Source organism: Ectobacillus polymachus (assembly GCF_048159605.1).
Classification (GTDB): domain Bacteria; phylum Bacillota; class Bacilli; order Bacillales; family Bacillaceae_G; genus Ectobacillus; species Ectobacillus polymachus.
Genome location: NZ_JBLREB010000002.1, coordinates 663,823 through 685,826, shown reverse-complemented (window position 1 = coordinate 685,826; position 22,004 = coordinate 663,823). Strand labels below are relative to the sequence as shown.

The following is a 22,004-nucleotide window of genomic DNA, read 5'->3' as shown; positions in this document are numbered from 1 at the left end:
CGCTTTATGTGAACAAGTCTTTTTATAAACAAAAGCCCTGCAAAAGGATGGATTAGAAAGAGTATGAATTGAATCTTATAAAACGTACAGCTATTATGAAAACCTTTACTTAGAAATTACCGTTGATAAATATAAAGGAGATTACTTCAATTTTTAAACAAAGCTCTACGCCTCAGACAGATCCCTTTACATAGAGCCTGCTGATCATGGTTATAACACTTCTGCATTTTGGCTCTACAGCTTATAAAAGATATTATAGCATCGCAATAACTATAACAAAAAATAGCCAGCCTATTCATTATATAAAAAAAATCCTATATATAGTAACAGGATATTTTACAAAACATGAAATGAGCATAGAACAAAAATAGGATGGGGATGATAGTAACAAAAAAACAATGAGGTGATAACCATGACAGCAGAGATTTCTCTTTCACACCACTCCTCTTATTCCATTAAAGGGATAACTGTTCACTATGAGTTATACAACTATAATCCGGATACATCGCAACCCACATTCATTCTCGTTCACGGTTTTCTTTCGTCTACCTTTAGCTATCGTAGACTCATCCCGCTCCTAGTTAAAAAAGGGACGGTTATCGCTCTAGACCTTCCACCTTTCGGAAAAAGTGAAAAATCCACTACATTCACCTATTCCTACAAAAATTTAGCGAATCTTGTTATATCTCTTATTGAGGATTTACAGCTTTGCAACATCATATTAGTTGGCCATTCAATGGGAGGACAAATTTCACTTTACGTAAACCGCATACGTCCAGACCTAATAAGTCACTCTGTACTTCTATGTAGTTCAGGCTACCTTTCTCGTTCCTCTTTACCATTGATCTATTCGTCATACATGCCGTTCTTTTATTTATATATGAAAAATTGGTTCATACGAAGAGGCGTGCTACGTAATCTGTTAAATGTTGTTCATGATACCCAGCTAATCGATGAGGAAATGATGCATGGATATGCCGCACCATTTTATGATGATCGTATCTTCCAAGCATTAACGCGAATGATTCGTGACCGAGAAGGAGATTTACCGACACACGAATTACGAAAAATCCAAACGCCAACTCTTCTTATTTGGGGAGAAGAAGACCGAGTCGTCCCAATCTCCATTGGAAAAAGACTGCATAACGATTTAGAAAACTCAACCTTCATCTCTTACGAAAAAGCTGGGCATTTACTACCAGAGGAAAAGCCAGAACATATTTACGAAAATATCTTACACTTTGTTGAGATGTAGAAAAGCGTAACCGGCTCGCTTTTGCTCCGCAGGACAGAGGTTCTCTGGCTGAAAATGAGCTTTTCCTTTTAAGACAGAGGGTTCTCTTAACACGATTCCCTTTATAGTAGACAGTTAAAAGCTAATACTGTCTACTATAAGGGGAAGGTTTTATATAGAGAAAATGAGAAGAGAGGATCAACAGAACTCACAGAAAAACGGGGAGAATTTCTTAAAAAGACAAAAACGAAAAACACTAGAATGGAAGATACATCTAAATAAAAGTCATCATTATTATTTATGATAAATCTTACAGCTATGTGAGAGTGAATTTTTTAATTCAACGAGCTTTTGTGCCAGCTGCTTGCATCTTTCTATGGCGATTTTTTCCTCAAACGATAAAAAATAAATACGTTGAATTTTCGTTGCTATGTAATCAATATCATCAAACTTTGTCACAATCTGTACAATGTCACTTGCTTCTGTTTCATAAAATTCAGGTCCAAATTGAAACGGGTCCCATTCTTTTACAACTTCAACAAGCTTTGCATACACACCACCGCTCATCGTATTCCTCCTATCTTTCTTATTCTGTTTCTTATGCTATGAGAAATTATGATTCGTTTTTACAAACTGTGTCATAATTGGAGTATAGAATAGTTTCGTGCATCGTCATATTCCATTCAAACGAATAGAAATGTAACACATTGTCTTATTATTAATTGTACCCCTCATAATCATGCAAGTGAAGAAAAAACGATGAATATGTAATTAAAATTATCTCCCTAAGATTCTTTTACTTTTTCAGTAATAACGCCGCATATAATTCGCTTTCCAGAATTTCCTGCTGGCTGTGTCATACCATCATCAGGACTTTCTGTAATGATGAGAGACGTTCCACTTTTACGCCGTAATGTCTTCTTTCCTTCCAGAAAGGAAATGTTAGTCGCTACAATTTTTGAATTAATTTCACCCGCACTCGTCGCAGTTACATTCGGTAAATCCCCATTCTCTGGACCTTTTTCATTTAATAAACCATGCTCCTTCTGATCTGGATTAAAATGGTTTCCAGCTGAACTAAACAAGGGTCCTTCACATTGTCCAATTTCATGCACGTGTAAACCGTGTGGCCCTGGTGAAACCCCTTTTACTTTTAATTTTATTTCTACCCCATTCGGTTGTTCTGACATTTTGGCTGTTCCCATTTCATCACCGGTAGAATTATATAGCTTTAGTTCCACTTGCTTTGGCTGACCTTTATCACAGCCACCAGCAATGATAATAGATAAAGCGACAAAAGCATACTTCATTTTCATATGATGTTCCTCCAGCATATCCGTTTTTCATTATGTTTACCGGATAAGGGAGAAACATACAAAGAAAAAATAAAACGATGCGTTATTTTCCCTCCTTTTTTTTCTCGCTCTGTAGCATGATCTTCTCTTCAATTCTTGTAAACGTCCTCATTTCTTTTTTTGAAATCATTATAAAAATTCGTACAGTTATGAATGCTGCTAAGCAAAACAGTAAGCACAACAAAACAGCAGGAATATACTCAGTTTTATCTTGAGGAAAATAAAGATCGGGAATCATGACATCACCATCCTTTTATTTCCATTATATTAGAAATCCCAAGAAAACTATACGATAAAGTTGACCTAACCCTATTCAACTTTGTACGATAAATAAAAAGGAGGCATACATATGGAAGACACATTGCAAATCGGAGATATTGTCACTGGCATTTATAAAACAGGGAAATATATTGGAGAAATAACGGACATACGTCAAGGTCAATACTTACTTAAGGTTCTTGCAGTACGAAAGCATCCAATCCAAGGAGATCTGCATCACGTAAAGCAGGTGAATGTCCCTTTTTTTCATGAACGCCGTGCACTTTCTTATCAAGAGCAAGCCTTTGTTCCAAAACAAATGGTAAAGCGTTATGAACATACCGTTCCAACCTATAAAGAATCCTTGCAGCAGGCAATTTCAGAGCAAATAGAAACATTGCAAAAAGAACATACTGAATGGGCAGAGCGCTGCCTTGAAAACTTATACAATTTAAAAAATGATTATAAGTTATAAAGTGAAACTTCCCTCGGTGGGGGTTTTCTCTCACCGAGGGTTAGCCCGCCCCATTCGGACTTTTACGGGCAGTTGTCCCCCACTTAGCCTTCTTCGAGCTCTCTAAGCCTTGAAGGGGGGCTTACTGCCCGTTAAAGCGGGATAAAAAACAAGGCCAGATTATCAATTCCCTGTTAATTTGGCCTTTATTGTGCTCTTGCCTTTTTTAGTAGCTTCGATAGATCAACTAACTCTCCAATAGTAGTAGGGGCAGGCTTTACTAAATATTCTTTATCCTTCTCTACCAGTTGAAAAATACTATACGTTGTTAATGCGTCATCAAGAGCTCGGTGATGCTTCCCCGTTCCTTTCTTTCCATAGGCTTCGATGGCCTTCCTAAGTCCCGTTTGATTACGATCACCGAAGAAATGCTTGTATTCGAGGGATAAATCACGATGTTTTCCTTTAAATGGATACAAAACCCCTGCTACTTCACAATTATTCTTTAATACCTTCATATCCATATTCCCCCATGTAATCACAGTACTAGACTCCCCCTGCTCATAACCCCGTAACGTATCTACAAACTGCGAAAACGGTATACCTTCTTCAATATCTTCTTGCTTAATATTTAAAAATTTCTTGCAGCGCTCCGTTAATATAGAAAATTTTTCAGGCTTAATAAAGCTAGAAAATGTATCTGCAATCTCACTGTCTACTACTGCGACTAATCCGACTTCAATAATTTCAGGATAAAACCCAGACGGTTTTCGTTTATTTTCCGGCATCGTAAACTCAAAGTCTATAAATAAATAGTTATGTTCATTCATTCGATCCCTTCCTTATGCTTCATTCCACACATCAACTTACGAACAAATGTATGTGGTCTGAGACGTTTTTCCGACAGTTATGTATTTTATATATATGAGAAAAAATAATTAAATATTTTTATAAAATGCAATTCTTAAAAATGAATTTATGTTTGTAGATGAACCCTAACCGAATCACTGTTTTTTTATGTAGCTGTAATAAAGTTCATGTATAATAATTAAAAATTAGAATAAAGGAGTAAGCATTATGCATCCATTCGTACAAGCTCTGCAGCTTCATTACGATCCTTACCGCAATACAGAAAATGCCGAATATATGAAACGCTATATGAAAAACCAATTTCCGTTTCTTGGAGTCAGAGCACCTGAACGAAAAGAGCTTCTAAAGTCGTTTTTATCAACTAGGCCTAAGCCCTTAGCAGCGGAACTTCCCATTATCATACGTTCCCTCTGGGGATTGCCTGAACGAGAATTTACTTACATAGCCCTTGATATATTGGAAAAAAATAAAAAGTGTCTGGACTCTTCCTTTTTACCGTTACTTGAAGAAATGATCATAACAAACTCGTGGTGGGATACGGTGGACTATATAGCCTCTCGCCTTATAGGCCCAATATTTTCTGCACATCCTGATTTAATTGAATCCTTCATTCACGAGTGGATGCATTCAGAAAATATTTGGTTACAACGAACATGTATTTTATTTCAATTAAAATATAAAGAGAAAACCAATGAAACTCTACTTTTTTCGATTATAGAAAAGCTTACAGATCAGAAAGAATTTTTCATTCAAAAAGCAATCGGTTGGGCACTTCGTGAATATGCAAAAACAAATGAGGCTTCTGTTTTGCAATTTGTTAAAACACATTCCCTTGCTCCTTTAAGTAAACGGGAAGCATTAAAACACATCGTACAAATAGATGGAACTCTTTAAAATCTTCATTGTTGTCCTCGTCTTGTGTATTTTTTCAGAACATGTTAGAATAGCCTCATCTAATTTTATACTGTTGCAATGAAGGATACATAAGTACTTGCAAACAAAGCGATCTAGGGACGGTGAAAGCCTAGAAAGCAAGGAAACGGCAATCCTGAGCTATACATGCTACAAGGGGACATACAATATGTATGTCAACTAGGGTGGAACCGCGAGTATAACGCTCGTCCCTAGGCTATATGCCTAGAGACGAGCGTTTTTTATTTAGAAAAGCAGAACCGGCTCGCTCAGCTCCGCAGGACAGAGGTTCTTTGACCAAAAAGGCGCTTTTTGCCTTTTAAGGGCAAAGGTTCTCTGGCCGGATGGAGCTAGCCGGTGTAGCTGGACACTAGAAAAGTGAAACTCGGCTCACCCATTTTTTATCATTCTTTATGAATTTATTTTAAAACTTAGGGAGGAAAGAATATGTCTTCTATGGAACAAATCGTAAATTTAGCAAAGCATCGTGGTTTTGTGTTTCCTGGCTCTGAAATTTATGGTGGTTTAGCAAACACTTGGGATTATGGTCCGCTTGGCGTAGAATTGAAAAACAATGTAAAAAAAGCATGGTGGAAAAAGTTCATACAAGAGTCTCCGTACAATGTAGGCTTAGATGCAGCGATTTTAATGAATCCACAAACTTGGGTTGCATCTGGTCACGTTGGCAACTTTAACGATCCAATGATCGATTGTAAGCATTGTAAAGCACGTCATCGCGCTGACAAACTTATCGAAAACGCATTAGAAGCAAAAGGCATTGAAATGGTTGTAGATGGTCTATCCTTTGATCAAATGAAGGATTTGATTAAAGAGCATGAAATTAAATGTACCGAATGCGGCAGTGATGATTTCACAGAAATCCGTCAATTTAATCTTATGTTTAAAACCCATCAAGGCGTTACGCAAACAAGCACAAGCGAAATTTTTCTTCGTCCAGAAACTGCACAAGGAATTTTTGTTAACTTTAAGAATGTACAACGCTCGATGAGAAAGAAATTACCATTTGGTATCGGACAAATTGGTAAGAGCTTTCGTAATGAAATTACACCTGGTAACTTTACGTTCCGTACGAGAGAATTCGAACAAATGGAGCTTGAATTTTTCTGTAAGCCTGGTGAAGATTTAGAATGGTTCTCCTTCTGGCGTGAATATTGCAAAAACTGGTTGCTTTCTCTCGCATTAAAGGAAACAAGTATCCGTCTTCGCGATCATGGCGAAGAAGAATTGTCTCACTACAGCAATGCCACGACAGACATTGAATTCCAATTCCCATTCGGATGGGGTGAACTATGGGGTGTTGCTAGTCGTACAGATTTTGACTTAAAACGTCATATGGAACATTCAAATGAAGACTTTAACTATATCGATCCACAAACAAATGAACGCTTTGTACCATATTGTATTGAGCCTTCTCTTGGTGCAGACCGTGTAACCTTAGCCTTTTTATGTGATGCCTATGAAGAAGAACAATTGGAAAATGAAACGCGTACTGTGCTTCACTTCCATCCTGCATTGGCTCCGTTCAAGGCAGCGATTCTTCCATTATCTAAGAAATTAGCTGAAGGTGCAGGAGAAGTATATGCTGAGCTTTCCAAGCATTTCATGATCGATTACGATGAAACAGGATCAATTGGGAAACGCTATCGTCGTCAAGACGAAATTGGAACACCTTATTGCATTACATTTGACTTTGATTCACTCGAAGATCACCAAGTAACTGTTCGTGATCGTGATACAATGGAACAAGTTCGCATGCCAATTAGCGAATTACGAGCATTCTTAGAAAGCAAAATTGAATTTTAAAAAAACAAGAGGAAATCTGTAATAGGATTTCCTCTTTTCTCCATCTGCTTTCATATTGATATCATTTCAAATTATCATAAGCGTTTGGGTTTAATAGCTACTGTACAACGTGATATACATACTAAGGCATTGTCTTCATCCATAATTTTAATATCCCATACCATGGTCGTTTTTCCCTTATGTAGAGGAATTGCAATAGCTGTAACGATTCCGTCACGCTTTGAACGAAGATGATTCGCATTTATTTCCAAACCGAAGCATATCTCATTTTCCTGATCAATAGCATGATAAGTTCCCATACTTGCTACCGTTTCCGCCAATGCCACTGACGCTCCTCCATGTAAATACCCAAAAGGCTGATGAGTACTCTCATTCACTGGCATCGTCGCTTCAACAAGGTCCTCTGCAAGCTTCGTAATCTTAATACCTAACGCTTCCATTAATGTTTGCTCCACTATCGCTTCTCCCCTTTTCTATTTATTACTAGAATAAACTCTTTTATTTATTAATTCTCTTATGCCACATACTTTCCTTCTACACATATGGGATAAAGTGAAACTTCTTTTTAGGGTAGTAAGCCCTTAAATATATTAGCATTAGAGCTAATATATTTACAAAGATAGCGATTACAATTTTCCTGTTGACAAGTTAACTTTATATTTGTACGATATTGTTAACTTTTATTATTTGGAGGTTAACATAATATGCGTAAGTTTCGTACACTTGACATGACACTTGCTGCCATGTTCGTTGCTCTTATGGCAATTGGAGCAAATATTACTTCTTGGGCTCCGTTTCTTCAAGTAGGAGGGATTCCACTCTCTATGCAACCATTTTTTGCAATTCTAGCAGGCTTATTATTAGGTAGCCGTTTAGGTGCTACTTCAATGATTGTTTACATGTTAGTTGGAATCGCAGGAGCACCTGTATTTGCAAATTTTTCCGGAGGCATCGGCACTCTTTTTAAATTATCAGGCGGATTCATTCTTGCTTATATCGTTGTAGCCTATGTAGTCGGAAAAATCGTTGAGAGTAAAAAAGACCCACAGTTTTCAACCTTTCTAATCGCTTCTTTAGTCGGAATTGTTCTTATCTACTTAATTGGTACGAATTACATGTATCTTGCAGCAAAGGCATGGCTAGCATTACCACTGACCTATGCAGCCGTTTGGAAAACAATGACTTGGTTTATGGTGAAAGATCTCGTATTTACTATTATCGGTGCCGTGATCGCTCCTCGTATTTACCAATCTGTTGTAACGAACACATCTTATTCCCGTACTGCTTAAGTAATATGCTCGCCAATTGGCGAGCATATTTTTCTTATTCCTCTCAAAAAAGCATAACTCTCACACGTATAATGGCTTATAATACATATAGATATAATCCTTTCTTTAAATGGATTACATGGACTTTCCAAACAAGCAACTGCATAACATACGTTGCTTTTTATCTCCAAATAAATTATTCTTGAGAAAGATGAACTTACTGTATGAAGATTATTTTTATAAGAAAATCTTAAAAGAACGCTAACAATTTGTGTAATTGTCACCTTCTTTTTCACGCTTGGCGTTTGCTCTGGAAAAGCTGCTTTGTACATTCCATCATTATGCAATAGACTCCTCTTCGGACTCTATAAGAGTACAAGCATGACAACAACGACGAGCTGTATTTTTTCTATAGGGAAGGAATAAAGATGACAAAGATAATGTACATATTAAATTATATAGGAGATGGAGGAACTGAAAAATATGTAATGAATTTAATCGAAGCTGTAGGGCGCGATCATTGCATATTTGTCTATTCAACTCCAGGTCCCCTTTTAAAAAAATTTAAACAAATGAATATTCCAATATATCAAGTTAAAATGCGTCATCCGTTTGATTTACAGGCTGCATGGAAAATTCGTCAAATTGTATTACGTGAAAACATTGACATTATTCATACTCAATTTTTAAGAGAAAACTTTATATCTATATTAGCCAAAAAACTTGGAGCGAATGTACGTGTAATTTGGACCTATCATGTGGATGTTCCGATGCCGTTTTTTCTAAAAAATATAAATGAATTGTTTACAAAAAATAATGATACAATCATTTGTGTTTCTCAGTTTATGAAAAACAGGCTCCTCGAGAAAGGGGCAACTAGTCATAAACTTCAAGTGATCTACAATGGTGTTGAAGACCCCCTCGTTACCAAACCTACTTTCCAAAACAATGTCAAACAGATCGGAGTAATCGGGCGACTAAGCAAGGAAAAGGGACATTATTTTTTATTACACGCATTACGGAACTTACAAAACGCTAGGCCATCTTTTCAGTGGCACTGCAACATCATTGGAGAAGGTCCATTAAAGCTGGCATTAGAAGAAGAAACAATATCTTTAGGTTTGTCTGGCAGTGTTTCTTTTAAAGGCTTCTGCGAAAATGTTGTAGAAGAATATATAAACAACGACATCATTGTTATTCCATCAGAAAATGAGTCGCTTTCCTATGTTGCTATTGAATCTTTAGCAATGGAAAAACCTGTTATTGCAACAAGAATTGGCGGTCTACCTGAGGTAGTCATACACAATGAAACTGGTCTACTCGTTCCATATGGAGATCATAAAGAGTTAGCTCATGCAATTCAGGAGCTTCTCGAAAATGAGGAGCTTTATGCTCGCATAGCAAATCAAGGTAGAAACCATTACTTACAACACTTCACCTTCGCCAATATGATTCATAAAACGTTTGAAGTATATAATCATTCGGATTGTAACGAATAAATGGACAAGCATATACGGACTTATCTATCTTGAAGCATTCACATGTTATACTTCTAGACAAAAAGTAGGCTCCTCTGAAGAGGAGCCTACTTTTTTTGCTACATGTTCTATTTTTCCTCGTTCTTTCCCTCTTGCAAGGTTTTCTTTAATCTGTCATTTTCGAACTGATAGAGGGCAACCTTTTGCGTCAATTCTTTCACTCGGACCGATAGCTTAGAAATTGTCACAGATATTGAAAATAACAAACAGGATACAAAGATAAAGCCAAAGAAAAATAAAGAATTCATTGGTGTTTCAATTCCTAATAAGCTTGATACCGAATCTATTATACTTGGAAACAAGCATACAATCGCAATGCCTATTAATACAGCAAACCAAACGAGCACATATTTTAGTTCCATCTTTTCTTTGCGCAGTAAGTTAATAAATTGAATAAACATAATGAGTACTGCAATTAAAATCAGTGCCTGAAGGCGAATCGTCATTTCAAAGCACCCTTTCTCGCTGGCTTTAGCTTGTCAATGACAATGGCAAGCGTCACCTTAATCATATAATAAACAGCCTTTAGATTAACGATAGAAGAAGTGCCTCCGAGGCGTTCTCTCATAATAACTGGTGCTTCTTCTATTTTATATTGATTTCGTATAATCGATACTATACTTTCTGGCTCAGGATAATCTGTCGGATAATACGAACAAAAATCAGTGATTATTTTTTGATTCACGATTCTAAATCCCGAGGTCGCATCCGTAATATGCTTTCTCGTAATGGCATAGATAAGAAACTCGAAAAAACGAATACCTAGTCTTCTAGAAAAAGAGGATTGAAAGCCTTCCTTCGTAATAAACCGAGAACCAATTACCATGTCAGCCTGCTTATCTTCCATCGTTCGAAGCAGGACATCTATATACGATGCATCATGTTGACCATCTCCGTCAAATTGCACAGCCATATCATAGCCATACTTTTTAGCATATTTGTATCCCGTTTGCATAGCTCCACCGATTCCTAAATTAATTGGCAGATTCACGTAATTAAAACCGTTTTCCTTACAAATTTCTTCCGTATCATCCTTAGAACAATCATTAATGATGACATAATCAAAATCCTTTGCATAGCATTCTATATCTTTAACAACATGAATTAAGTTCATAGATTCATTGTAGGCTGGAATGATGATAAGTTTTTTCTTCTCCAACAGATATCCCTTCCCTCTCTTTTAACGAATTTAAAACATCTTTGCAAACCAAAATAAGAACGAATAGGCTAAAAACAAGGTGGCAGCACGTGATGCAAAAATCGGTATAGAAGGCTTATCCACTTGTAATGTAAAATGTTGTCTTATCAGTAGTAACAAAGGAGGAATAATTGGTATAAAATATCTTCCTTGAACTCCGTAAATATATTGATATCCAACTGGTGTCCAAGTTAAATATAAACTTAGCATCACTAAAAATGTAACCGCCATAACACTTACACGTAATCCCCAAACCTGAAATTTATGCAAAGGCAACGGACGATCTTGATGATCTAAAATAGCAAGCAATACGATTACTATCGGGTATATATATAAAATTGCCTTTAATGGAGTTGAGAGAAAACCAAACGTATTGTACATTTGAACCCATTCACTTAATCCATGATCAAGTGATACCGTAAACACATGCAGCGTTTCAGCCGGATGACTCAACATAAATGAAAGCTGCTTGCTAGCAGATACATTACCGCCTGCAACAGCATCTCCTACATAACTCATGACAAATAAGTTCCATGCAGCAACTGTAAGGGTTGTTATCCCAATGAAGATACTAGAAAATCGAATAAATTCTTTTTTGCTTCCCAATCGTGCAGAAGGTGCAAGTAAAACAAGTAATATTAGCGGCCAATACGTAAATTTGCAAAGTACCATGATGAAGCCAGACAATCCCAGAAGTATTTTCTCTTTTCTGCTCATCGTTTCCTTTTCAAACCAGAGCTTCATTAATAATGCGAAAAACATAAAGCTAGATCCCATTAATACGGTGTCTGCCGATAGACTACTTGCATGGAACATAATAATTGGACCAAGCATAAAAAACATAAACGTTCGTTTCATAATTGGCATAAGCTTCAGAGCATATGTAGACATCAATACGAATGTAAATAAATTTGCTAAGCGGCCGAAAATATTCGCAGTCCATATATCCGTATTGAATAGCATGGCTATTTTAATACCAATAGCTTGCGGGATATACGGAATAAACGTATATACAGCTGTTGTAGGTTGATTTGTAAATACTTGCTTAGAAAGATCATCAGGCTTTACGCTACTGCCGCTTATGAAATGATACACATCTGGATTAAATTTTTCATCCTTTTCAACAGGGGCAACTTCCGTATCTAAGATTTTTGGTGATACGAAATAGCCAACATACCCATTATATTTCGGTGTTATAAAATGACCAGCTGCTACATCTTGGCTTTTCAAATAATGTACATATTCATCTGAAGATTGATAAATCGGAGTAAAAATCGCAAACAGCAGACCAAATAGTGTAGCAATAAGTGCATATTCACGGATTAGATTTGATCCAGCAAAAGATAAACACCAAGTCACACAAACTGCTAACAATAGCAAAACAAACCATTTCAAATAAGGAATGGATGATAGCGTGTAAGACACAACTACTGCTGCATTTTTGCTTGTCTCCTTATTTATTGTCATTACCGTATTCTCAAGCGGCTGGGCAGTTTTAATAGATACAGGTTTCCTGCTATCATAATGAATATTAGAAATCACAAGGTCTAACTTCTGTTCACTACCTTGGACATTCTTTGAAAGTGGTAAGGACATCTGTCCAAGAATATCCATCTGAGCAGAAGATATATGAAAAAGATCTACACCATTAGCAGAACGTACTTCAACATCAGCAGTAAAATTTGTATCCTTCACTTCTGGATTAAATGCTATTGTTAGCCCCTCTACATTGGTGTGTTTCGGATACAATATCTGTGAAACAGTATCTCCTGGCATAATAGTAACAAATTCTCTCGTATTTTTTGCATTTCCTCCCTGTGCATGCATAATATCTCCTCTTGCAGAGGCATACACAAAAATAATCGTTGTAATAACCAAAAACATAATAAACGATTTTGCTAATCGTTTCATATTTGTTAAAATCCCCCTTCTGACTGTCGACCCGTTCTATTACAAAAGTACATAAACCATAATACCTATAACGATAATGATATTACCAAGTACCTTTCGTTTTGTAATAGGCTCGCCTAGAAACAATCTACTAAATATAAGCATAATAATATAACTACATGATTCTAGTACAGAGACTAAGGCAACAGACATTCCTTTCATTGCAATGATATTGATACCTGCATTTATCGTAAAAAGCATGTACCCTGCAATAACATATCGATTCGCATACTCTCTCAACTTTGAATCATATTTCTGTAAGGTAGCTTTTTTTAATAATATTTGTGAATAATTCGCTATAAGTACACCAAACAAAAATAGGAGGACATATTTATTCATCACGTGTCACCACACCAATTCCGAAAATAATAATGCAGATTCCAAGAATTTGATTCCAATGTATGCTTTCATGAAAAAAGAGCACAGACCACAATAGTGTCCATACAATAATAACACCTCTATGGGAATAGGCCTTGGAAATGTCAAAATGGGCGATGACTTGCTGCCAAATAACAGCATATACAAACAATAACCCAATAAGCACTGCGTATGCTAAATAAAAGAATATAGATGCAATAGAAAAATGAGAACTCCATTTCATATATAGCATAATGAGAGAGTACAATAAAAAGGTTGCATGTAAATACAGATAATTCGTAAACGATGATTTCACTCTTGTTTCACTCATTTCTATCAGTTACTCCATTTACAAAATGAACGATACCCCTGTCTATATGGTATCGAAAAAGTAAAATAAATATGGCAATGTAACGTTATGTCACAATCTCTAGTTTGCCATATTTATATAATAGGTGTAAATACATTTTAAAAATAAAAAAGTAAGCGTTTTCTTCCGCTTTATATATGTATTACCTCTATTCTACTATACAAACTCCTTTCAAACACGACAAAACGAGTACAACTAGCAGTGGATCTCTAGATGCACTCGTCATCACCTTGAACTTAAAGAAGTTTTCCTTTATTTTTTCCGTTGCCTTCTATACTGCCAAACTAACAATCCGGCAAAGATAACCACACCAAAAATGGATATCATAATTCCATCTCGTAATCCTGGAGATTGATAGGTTAGCACGATGGAATGCTCGCCCTTTTGCAGCTTCGTTCCGATTAAACCTTTCGCAACGGATTCAACCGGTGTTTTCTTTCCATCTACAAGTACTGTCCAACCGGTGTCATATGGAATAGGAAATACATATAGACTGTTATCATCTACATGAATCGTACCTTGAATCGTTGTACCTTTTCGATTTTCTATATTCATTGAATTTCGTTGTAAATCTTTTACCGTATTTTCAAATGTATGAACATCTAAACCGTGAAAAACGAAATCATTTAGTGATAACGTATCCTGGTCTACCTTCAATGAAACCGTTACAGGAGTATTAGCAGTCATATACCCAAAATCCGTTATACTCCGTTCATTTTTAGAAGGAATATATACATGGTAATTATGATTTACTTCAGCTTGTGTAGAAGTGTTTAATCCACCAATATAGCCGTATATTTGCATATCAGCGGGTGCTGTTACTTGGACGGTTATAGAAGCAGGTTTATTTTTACTTATTCGATTGTACTTTCCTGGCTCGGAAGCAGGCTTCAGATTATCATAGGAAACAAGTAACGGGGTTAGATTTTGAAATAGGTCACCTTTATTTTTTCCTATTAGCATTTCCTGCATTGCAAACGGATCCTGTTCCTTGTTTATATCATCATTTAATTCTTTTACCGCATACCCAAACGGAACCAATAATCTATTTTTCGATACTGTTACATAGTCAAATGTTTGTAGCGTATCATACCCATATTTGTGAATACTACTATCATTAATGGTATACCCCACTCTTAAAATTGCATCGAATAGCAATGTATCTCCCGAATTATTTGCAACAATAAAATCTGGAGATGTCGAATATCCTACATTATGTAAGAAACGATTAAAAGAACCATTTGCCATTGAATTAAAATTTTGAAAAGAAGGATAGTCATATTGTAATGAATTATTTAATGTTCGATAAAACATCGAAGCTACCTGATATTGCTGTATATTATCCTTATTTACATATTGAAAGGCTTGTTCCACTTCCGTCTTCATCGCATACTCATTTCGAGATGTATACTGCATTTCTTTATTTAAATATCGAATCGTTGCATATGTATTGAAACCTACATCTGCTACCATTACAAGAACGAGTAGAATCAATGTTGCTTTCATAAAGGATACTGACATACAGCGAATTGTTAATAAAATCGCAAGTACTGTTAATAAAGCAATATTTATCAGAAGTATTTTTTTATTTAGCACTGGTCTTTTCACCCAAAGCAGGCCAATCAAAACGATATGGATACCATAAACAGTCCATAGTGGGCGGATATATTGCTTTGACATATACATAAAAGCACGAGCAGCCATGAAAATAATAAGAAACGAAAATGCGAACGCATAGCGATACGGATAAGCATTCGGCCATTTCAATCCATGCCAGATTAAATTAAAAAAGGGAAATCCAAAACTAACAAATACAAAGAGAGTGGCTAAGGTTACAAGTAGCTTTTCTCGCTTAGGAATTTCCTTCATCCACACATAAAGTGGAAATAGCAATAATACAAGAAGTGACGCATACACATTAGGTGCGCCAAATATACTGGAATCAAATCCACCTGATAGAAGCTTCCAATAAAAATCTAGTATGTTGAGTTTCCATTCCAGCTTAAAGTGCAATGTCTGTACATTATATGGATTGTTTCCTAATGCTTTATAGGCAGGGAGGATAACCCAGGAAGCTAATGCTCCCGAAACGGCAGTACCGACTACAAACATTCCAACGTATTTCAGCCACTTGGTAATTTCATTGATGCGATAAATAGAAAACAAACGGATAAGAAAATATAGGAACGTAAGAATACCGATCATGTAAGAAAGATAGAAATTACTCATAAATGTAGCAGCAAGTGCAATAATAAACAATCCAAGCTTTCTCTCATGAAGAATCCGATCAATGGATAAGAAAATGATAGGTAACCAAATCATACCGTCCAGCCACATAATATGAAAAGAATAATCCATAATAAAGCCCATTAAAGCAAAGGCCGTCGAAAACAAAACAATTTCTAAGCGCTTCTTTCCCATTAGAACATGAAAATAAATAGAAGCTGTTAAACCTGCACATCCAACCTTTAATAACGTGATTAAAAATATTGTATCCGGAAGATGCTTCGGAAATAAAAATATAAGCAGAGAAAATGGGCTTGCTAAATAATAAGCAAAGGTACCGAAGAAATTGGTTCCGCCGCCTAGTTCAAATGAATATTGTAAGCTTTTTCCCTCTGTTAGGACATGATTTAGATAAGTATAAAATTGAATATATTGCGTGTTTAAGTCACTAATAAGAACGGAATAATGACCAGCTGGATATACACCGAACAGAAAATAGGAGCATAGTAAAATAGTAAAAGGTATAAAAAAGCTAAGCAGATAAACTCTAAAATGCGTTATATATTTCATTCTTAACCCCCTTCACATAGTAAATGACAAAACAAATCAATGTGAAGCCTAGACATAGAATGCGGTTTGTCTTGACATTCTTCTGTTATTCATAAAAGAGCAAAACATGTCAGAAAATAAAAAATCCTCCTAAAGAAGGCATCTGAATAGAATGTCTACTTTAAGAGGAGCGTATATTTACAATCGTTTCCTCTTCATCCACCATCCTGCACCTGCAGTAAGGATTACGCTAAATAAGGATATAATAGCTCCTACCGTAAACCCAGGCGAAGTATATTTCAATTGTATATTGTGTTGCCCTTGTGGAAGATTCACACCCAAAAAGGCATCATTTAATTTAAGTGGTTTGGTTTTTTGTCCATCAACCATGACACTCCATCCCTTATCATATGGAATGGATAAAAACATTGTTCCTGGTTGTTTTACGTTAATGGTACCTGCAACAGAACGACTATCATAACTTGTAACTTGCAAGGATTGACTCTTCAACTGATCGATCCGATTTTGAAACGAATTTACATCAAGTCCATAGACTAGATTTTGATTTACATCAATCGCACTGCGATCAACTTGAATTTCTACTTCTACCTTTTCATCCTTAAATAAGCCTAAATCTAAAACCCCATTGTTCCAATAATATTGAGGATATTGTGTAAACTTTTCTCCAAGCGACTTGCCGTTTACATATATTTTTGTGAAATCTGTCGGATCTGTTCGCAGTTGCATATAGAGCTGCTGCTGTCCTTTCACATCATATTCATACTTAATACTTGCAGGCTTATACTGTTGCTGCTTTGCCAAGTATAATTGCTTAGTATCCTTTGGCAACATAGTATCCGTATTTGTGGCAGCAGAAGCAGTTGTTGTATTCGTGCTAGTTGTTCCATTTGCTGCAACTGTTTTCGTACTAGACGCAGGTAAAACATCTAAATTAATATATTCCTCTTTTAAAGGAGAAAGTGGTTTAAAGTAATTTTCCGTACCTGTAACATCCAAAGGTCCAATTAATTGATTTTGTGATTCGAATGCATTATTATAATCTACTTTTTGAATCTTAAGCTTGTCTTTCCCAACAGTATCAAACTTTGTACCATTCATCATATAACCAAGCGGCAATGCATTTTTATTTTCATACACTCGATTATTACCAACTTGATTAATCTGCTCAAATCCATATTTATCTAGAGGAATGTCAGACACCATATATTTCACACCAAATAGAGAATCTGTCGTTACGATTCCTTTCCCATTTTGTAAAATAAGAGCATCCAAAAATCCGTATCCTAAATCCTGCATATATAAGTTTAGATGTCCATTTGCAACGGAGTTAAAATGGGTAATTCCTTTATAATCAAATCGCATTGCGTCATTCCAAGTACTTTCTTCCGTCGTTTCAACACGATAAAAACCAGTATCTTTCTTCGCAATAGAATCAAATGTTTCCGCATAATTTGGATGAACAACTGCATACGTATCACGAGGAATGTAGCCATACTCTAAACCCATAAGCTTTATGGAATATAACGTACTAAATCCAACATCTAATGAAACGACTGCCACCAATAAATAGGAAACAATTGTTTTCTTATCGGCGCGAATAGCCTTCCAGTAAAGAAGCAACGTATAAGCCAAAATAAGCCCAACATTAATAAGAATTTTATTTGAAGGCATGTAATAATGCGCCACTTTAGAAATAAATAAAATCATAAAAATGTTAAAGATAACAACTTTACGAAGAACAGGAAGCAACTCTTTATCAAATATTAAATATACACGAAATGCCATATATATAAGTAAAAAAGAAAATAAAAATGAATAGCGATATGGAAAATTTGTTGGTGGTTCAAATCCATGCCAAGCAATATTCAATAGAGGAATTTCCATAGATATAAGCAAGATCAATACTAAAATTCCATATACTATTTTTTCTTTTCTAGTTATTTTTTTCGTAATAAAAAACAATGGAACGAGTAAAATCGTTAATACACCACAATATAAATTCGGCAATCCATTTACAGTTGTATCAATTACTCCACTAAAGAAGCGACCGTACACAGTTAATAAATCAAAATTAAATTCCATTGTCCATGGCAAGGCCGCACGTTCTGCAAAGTTGCTTTTTAAATCGAGGTAAGTCGGCAATGTTACAATTGCAGAAATACCTACTGCTAATGCTGTAATTAGCATAAATATTCCTAGCTTCTTTAAACCGAACTTTACATTGCGAATATCGTGCACAATTGCGAATCGTGCAACAAAGTAAAGAAACGTGAAAACTCCTACCATATAAGCTATGTAAAAATTCGAAATAAACATAAGGGCCAAACTGCATGTTAACAAGAGAAATTTATTTTTTTGAACTAAATTTTCCACCCCTAGTAAAATAAGAGGAAGTAAATAAATGCCATCAAGCCACATCACGCAAAATGAGTATACTGTAACAAATGACATTAGCGCATAAAAAGTTGAAAAGAAAATGATAGGTAAGTCACGATATTTTGTAACCTTGCTGAGAAAATAAGCCATCGTAACTCCAGCTAATCCTACCTTCAGCAATGTGATAAGAAGTAATGCCTCAGGAATATGGCTACGATCAAATAAAAGGATCAACAAGGAAAATGGGCTAGCTAAATAATATGCAAACACGCCAAAAAAGTTAAGTCCCATTCCTGCTTCCCAGCTGTAGAAAATACTCTTTCCATTTCGCATAACATCGTAAAGATACGTATAGAACTGAACGTATTGTGTATGCATATCCGTAACAAGTATGGATTTCGGACCGAATGGTGCTATCCCAAGCAGCATAAATAAAATTCCATAAATAGCAAACGGTAGCAAGAACGCAGATCCATATAATACATATTTGTTCTTTTTAAAGAGTTGCAATAAGTGCTGCATTATACTCCTCCATAAAATCTGTAAATTGTAGTTAACAGCTAATACATGACTCTCCTTAGCCTCGTGTTCAAATGAAAGTGAAACTTCTCTTAAGTAAGAGAGACTTTCATTCTCCTACTTAAGGGTTAGCCCCACACGCGAACCTTACATTTACGAGCAGTTTCCCCATCTTGCCCTTACTACCCATAAATAGCGGGATAAACTCCACACAGGAAAAGAAATAAAAAACAAAACTAGGCGGGGTGCCCAGCTTGTCTATGTTTATTATGTGTGTGATTTTTCGCGTAATTGTGTCTTATGTTTAAAGATCACATACTTGCTTGCAAAGTAATTGAACACAACAACAACTACATTTGCGATAATTTTTGAAAGTAAATCATTTACGTGAAGTACTCCTACAAAAAGAATCATGGAAAAAATGTCGATAAAATAGGATAGAATACGAAATCCCATAAAATAGAAAAATTCTTTAAACAATTGCGTCATAGAGCTGTGTTGACTATTGAAAACATATTTTTTATTTGTAATATATGCAAATAGCACAGACACAATCCATGCAATTGTAGTTGCTACTTTATAGTCTACATGAAAAAACTTTACAAACAAATAATAGGTAACAATGTTAACGAGAGTCGTCAAGCCACCAAAAAGTAAGTAGTTGAAAACCTCTTTTCTTCTATTCAACATGTAACTCTCCTATCTACCAACTTTTTCTCGTTGATCTTTTACCACGTATGGTGGTTGAATTCCACCATTTAGGTTTGTAGCTTTTTGATCGTTATACTCATCTACAAAGTAAAGTGGACGATTCTTTGTCTCATTAAAGACACGTCCTAAATATTCTCCAATTATTCCTAGAGCAATTAATTGAACACCGCCAAAGAATAAAATAACAGCCATCATGGAAGGATAGCCTGATACATGTTCTCCAAAAGCTAACGTTTTGATAATAATCCAAACCATATATAGGAAAGCAAGAAGAGACGCAGAAAATCCTAAATAAGTAGCAATACGAAGCGGGAATGTTGTAAAAGAAGTAATTCCTTCAATCGCAAGCTCCATTAGCTTAAAGAAATTCCATTTTGTTTCACCTGCTGCACGAGGATCGCGGTCAAACAATATTTCTTTCTTATTATAGCCAATCCAGCTAAACATACCTTTTGTGTATCGTTGCGTTTCACGAATTTGTTTTAATGCCTCTACACATCTGCGATCAAGCAGACGGAAATCCCCAGTATTCTCTTGGATAGGAATACGGGTTGTACGTTTTAATAAGCTGTAGAACTTAGCAGCTGTCCATTTCTTAGCCCATGATTCACCAGCTCTTGATCTTCGCTTTGCATATACATCATCATAGCCTTGTTCCCAATATTTTATCATTTCTGGGATTAATTCTGGAGGATCCTGCAGGTCTGCATCAATGATGATTACGGCATCGCCACTAGCATGGTCTAACCCAGCCATCATAGCCGTTTCCTTACCAAAGTTACGAGCTAAATCTACATACGAAATACGCGCATCTCTTAAACGAAATTCTTTAATAATATTTAGCGTATTATCTTTACTTCCGTCATTTACAAACAAGATTTCAAAATTATATGCTGGAATTCCGTTCACTACACCAGTTACCCGATTATATAATTGATCTAAAACTTCTTCCTCATTATAGGCTGGAACTAAAATCGTGATGGTTTTCAAAGAAGACGCTCCTTTCCTGTTCTATTCTTCTAAAACCCATTCTTTTTCTATAAGCACATAGGAGACATAGGAAATTAGGCCTTGAATTTCTCCAATTTCCTATGCCTACTTTACGTTCATTCATTACCCTTTAATTGAAGGTGTTTGTGAATCAACAAGTTCACTCATAATGCGTAATAAATCATCTTTTAATTCTTCATGCTGAAGTGCCATTTCAATCGTAGTTTGAATGAATCCAAGCTTTTCTCCTACGTCATAACGTTTCCCTTCAAAGTCGTAAGCAAATACACGTTGGATTTCATTTAAACGTTGAATCGCATCCGTTAGCTGGATTTCACCGCCAGCTCCAATTTGTTGTTCTTCAAGAAACATGAAAATTTCTGGACTTAAAACATAACGTCCCATAATTGCTAAATTAGAAGGAGCTGTCCCTGGTGCTGGCTTTTCTACAAAGCGTTTCACTTGATAACGGCGACCTTCCTTTTCTAATGGGTCAATGATTCCATAACGATGTGTATCAGAATCATTCACTTGTTGCACGCCAATTACAGAAGAAAGAGTTTTATCATACTCATCGATTAATTGACGTAAGCAAGGAGTTTCTGCCTGAACAATATCATCACCTAAGAGAACAGCGAACGGTTCATTTCCAATAAACTTACGAGCACACCAAACCGCGTGACCAAGTCCCTTTGGTTCTTTTTGACGAATATAATGAATGTCGACCATATTAGAAGATGCCTGTACCTTTTCAAGCAACTCAAATTTTTTCTTTTCTAATAAATTTTGTTCTAGTTCAAATGCGTGATCGAAATGATCTTCAATTGCACGCTTTCCTTTTCCTGTAACAATAATAATATCTTCAATACCTGATTCAATTGCTTCTTCTACTATATATTGTATAGTTGGTTTATCTACGATTGGCAACATTTCTTTAGGCATCGCTTTGGTTGCCGGTAAAAAGCGAGTTCCTAATCCAGCAGCTGGAATAATCGCTTTTTTTACTTTTTTCATGTCTATAACC

The 22,004-nt window shown here is 35.8% G+C and carries 21 protein-coding genes; 6 read left to right on the top strand and 15 right to left on the bottom strand.

Annotated features, from left to right (window positions below; translation table 11 throughout):
* Positions 1–412 precede the first annotated feature (412 nt).
* Positions 413–1,255 carry an alpha/beta fold hydrolase gene (locus tag ACM5BR_RS13970; protein ID WP_416828571.1) on the top strand — a complete coding sequence of 281 codons (843 nt, stop codon included), beginning with the start codon at positions 413–415 and terminating at the stop codon, positions 1,253–1,255.
* A gap of 273 nt (positions 1,256–1,528) precedes the next feature.
* Here ACM5BR_RS13970 and ACM5BR_RS13965 read toward each other — a convergent pair whose 3' ends face one another.
* Both ACM5BR_RS13965 and ACM5BR_RS13960 read right to left on the bottom strand, forming a co-directional pair.
* Positions 1,529–1,801, bottom strand: a complete 273-nt coding sequence (locus tag ACM5BR_RS13965; RefSeq protein ID WP_416828570.1) for a DUF1871 family protein — start codon at positions 1,799–1,801, stop codon at positions 1,529–1,531.
* A gap of 218 nt (positions 1,802–2,019) precedes the next feature.
* The gene (locus ACM5BR_RS13960; protein ID WP_416828569.1) at positions 2,020–2,550 is read right to left on the bottom strand and encodes a superoxide dismutase family protein; all 531 of its coding nucleotides are present in this window, start codon (positions 2,548–2,550) and stop codon (positions 2,020–2,022) included.
* 388 nt (positions 2,551–2,938) lie between these two features.
* Between ACM5BR_RS13960 and kapB the strand changes: the two genes are divergently transcribed.
* Positions 2,939–3,322 (top strand): kinase-associated lipoprotein KapB, encoded by a 384-nt coding sequence (gene kapB, locus ACM5BR_RS13955; protein ID WP_416828568.1) that lies wholly within the window; start codon positions 2,939–2,941, stop codon positions 3,320–3,322.
* Positions 3,323–3,507: 185 nt separating this feature from the next.
* Here kapB and kapD read toward each other — a convergent pair whose 3' ends face one another.
* The gene (gene kapD, locus ACM5BR_RS13950; protein ID WP_416828567.1) at positions 3,508–4,131 is read right to left on the bottom strand and encodes a 3'-5' exonuclease KapD; all 624 of its coding nucleotides are present in this window, start codon (positions 4,129–4,131) and stop codon (positions 3,508–3,510) included.
* Positions 4,132–4,378: 247 nt separating this feature from the next.
* Here kapD and ACM5BR_RS13945 point away from each other — a divergent pair, with 247 nt between their 5' ends.
* Together ACM5BR_RS13945 and ACM5BR_RS13940 are read left to right on the top strand one after the other, a co-directional pair.
* Positions 4,379–5,065, top strand: a complete 687-nt coding sequence (locus tag ACM5BR_RS13945) for a DNA alkylation repair protein (RefSeq protein WP_416828566.1) — start codon at positions 4,379–4,381, stop codon at positions 5,063–5,065.
* A gap of 465 nt (positions 5,066–5,530) precedes the next feature.
* On the top strand, positions 5,531–6,907 hold the full coding sequence (locus ACM5BR_RS13940) for a glycine--tRNA ligase (protein WP_416828565.1): 1,377 nt from the start codon (positions 5,531–5,533) through the stop codon (positions 6,905–6,907).
* 74 nt (positions 6,908–6,981) lie between these two features.
* On the opposite strand, the gene ACM5BR_RS13935 is transcribed toward ACM5BR_RS13940, so the two are convergent.
* Positions 6,982–7,362: a hotdog fold thioesterase gene (locus ACM5BR_RS13935; RefSeq protein ID WP_416828564.1), complete on the bottom strand. Its 381-nt coding sequence runs from the start codon at positions 7,360–7,362 to the stop codon at positions 6,982–6,984.
* Positions 7,363–7,611: 249 nt separating this feature from the next.
* On the opposite strand from ACM5BR_RS13935, the gene ACM5BR_RS13930 reads away from it, so the two are divergent.
* The gene (locus tag ACM5BR_RS13930) at positions 7,612–8,196 is read left to right on the top strand and encodes a biotin transporter BioY (RefSeq protein WP_416828562.1); all 585 of its coding nucleotides are present in this window, start codon (positions 7,612–7,614) and stop codon (positions 8,194–8,196) included.
* Here the strand turns inward: ACM5BR_RS13930 and ACM5BR_RS13925 are convergent.
* Entirely contained in the window at positions 8,193–8,522 is a 330-nt protein-coding gene (locus ACM5BR_RS13925; protein WP_416828561.1) for a hypothetical protein, read from the bottom strand. The genes ACM5BR_RS13930 and ACM5BR_RS13925 overlap by 4 nt on opposite strands.
* An 81-nt stretch (positions 8,523–8,603) precedes the next feature.
* On the opposite strand from ACM5BR_RS13925, the gene ACM5BR_RS13920 reads away from it, so the two are divergent.
* On the top strand, positions 8,604–9,674 hold the full coding sequence (locus ACM5BR_RS13920; protein WP_416828559.1) for a glycosyltransferase family 4 protein: 1,071 nt from the start codon (positions 8,604–8,606) through the stop codon (positions 9,672–9,674).
* Positions 9,675–9,781: 107 nt separating this feature from the next.
* Here the strand turns inward: ACM5BR_RS13920 and ACM5BR_RS13915 are convergent, their stop codons facing one another.
* The 10 genes from ACM5BR_RS13915 to galU form a co-directional block, all read right to left on the bottom strand.
* Positions 9,782–10,159, bottom strand: coding sequence for a DUF2304 domain-containing protein (locus ACM5BR_RS13915; RefSeq protein ID WP_416828558.1), 378 nt, complete (start codon positions 10,157–10,159; stop codon positions 9,782–9,784).
* Positions 10,156–10,872, bottom strand: coding sequence for a glycosyltransferase family 2 protein (locus tag ACM5BR_RS13910; protein WP_416828556.1), 717 nt, complete (start codon positions 10,870–10,872; stop codon positions 10,156–10,158). The genes ACM5BR_RS13915 and ACM5BR_RS13910 overlap by 4 nt, the downstream gene beginning before the upstream one ends.
* A gap of 30 nt (positions 10,873–10,902) precedes the next feature.
* Positions 10,903–12,822: a DUF2142 domain-containing protein gene (locus ACM5BR_RS13905; protein ID WP_416828555.1), complete on the bottom strand. Its 1,920-nt coding sequence runs from the start codon at positions 12,820–12,822 to the stop codon at positions 10,903–10,905.
* Between the two features lie 39 nt (positions 12,823–12,861).
* A complete protein-coding gene (locus tag ACM5BR_RS13900) occupies positions 12,862–13,200 on the bottom strand; it encodes an EamA family transporter (RefSeq protein WP_416828554.1) in 339 nt (112 codons plus the stop codon).
* On the bottom strand, positions 13,193–13,549 hold the full coding sequence (locus ACM5BR_RS13895) for an EamA family transporter (RefSeq protein ID WP_416828553.1): 357 nt from the start codon (positions 13,547–13,549) through the stop codon (positions 13,193–13,195). The genes ACM5BR_RS13900 and ACM5BR_RS13895 overlap by 8 nt, the downstream gene beginning before the upstream one ends.
* 291 nt (positions 13,550–13,840) lie before the next feature.
* Positions 13,841–16,384, bottom strand: coding sequence for a YfhO family protein (locus ACM5BR_RS13890; RefSeq protein ID WP_416828552.1), 2,544 nt, complete (start codon positions 16,382–16,384; stop codon positions 13,841–13,843).
* A gap of 177 nt (positions 16,385–16,561) precedes the next feature.
* Positions 16,562–19,282, bottom strand: a complete 2,721-nt coding sequence (locus ACM5BR_RS13885; RefSeq protein ID WP_416828551.1) for a YfhO family protein — start codon at positions 19,280–19,282, stop codon at positions 16,562–16,564.
* A 264-nt stretch (positions 19,283–19,546) separates the two neighbouring features.
* Positions 19,547–19,969, bottom strand: coding sequence for a GtrA family protein (locus tag ACM5BR_RS13880; protein ID WP_416828549.1), 423 nt, complete (start codon positions 19,967–19,969; stop codon positions 19,547–19,549).
* A 9-nt stretch (positions 19,970–19,978) separates the two neighbouring features.
* Positions 19,979–20,980, bottom strand: a complete 1,002-nt coding sequence (locus ACM5BR_RS13875) for a glycosyltransferase family 2 protein (protein WP_416828548.1) — start codon at positions 20,978–20,980, stop codon at positions 19,979–19,981.
* A 123-nt stretch (positions 20,981–21,103) separates the two neighbouring features.
* A complete protein-coding gene (galU, locus tag ACM5BR_RS13870; RefSeq protein WP_416828547.1) occupies positions 21,104–21,994 on the bottom strand; it encodes a UTP--glucose-1-phosphate uridylyltransferase GalU in 891 nt (296 codons plus the stop codon).
* Positions 21,995–22,004 lie beyond the last annotated feature (10 nt).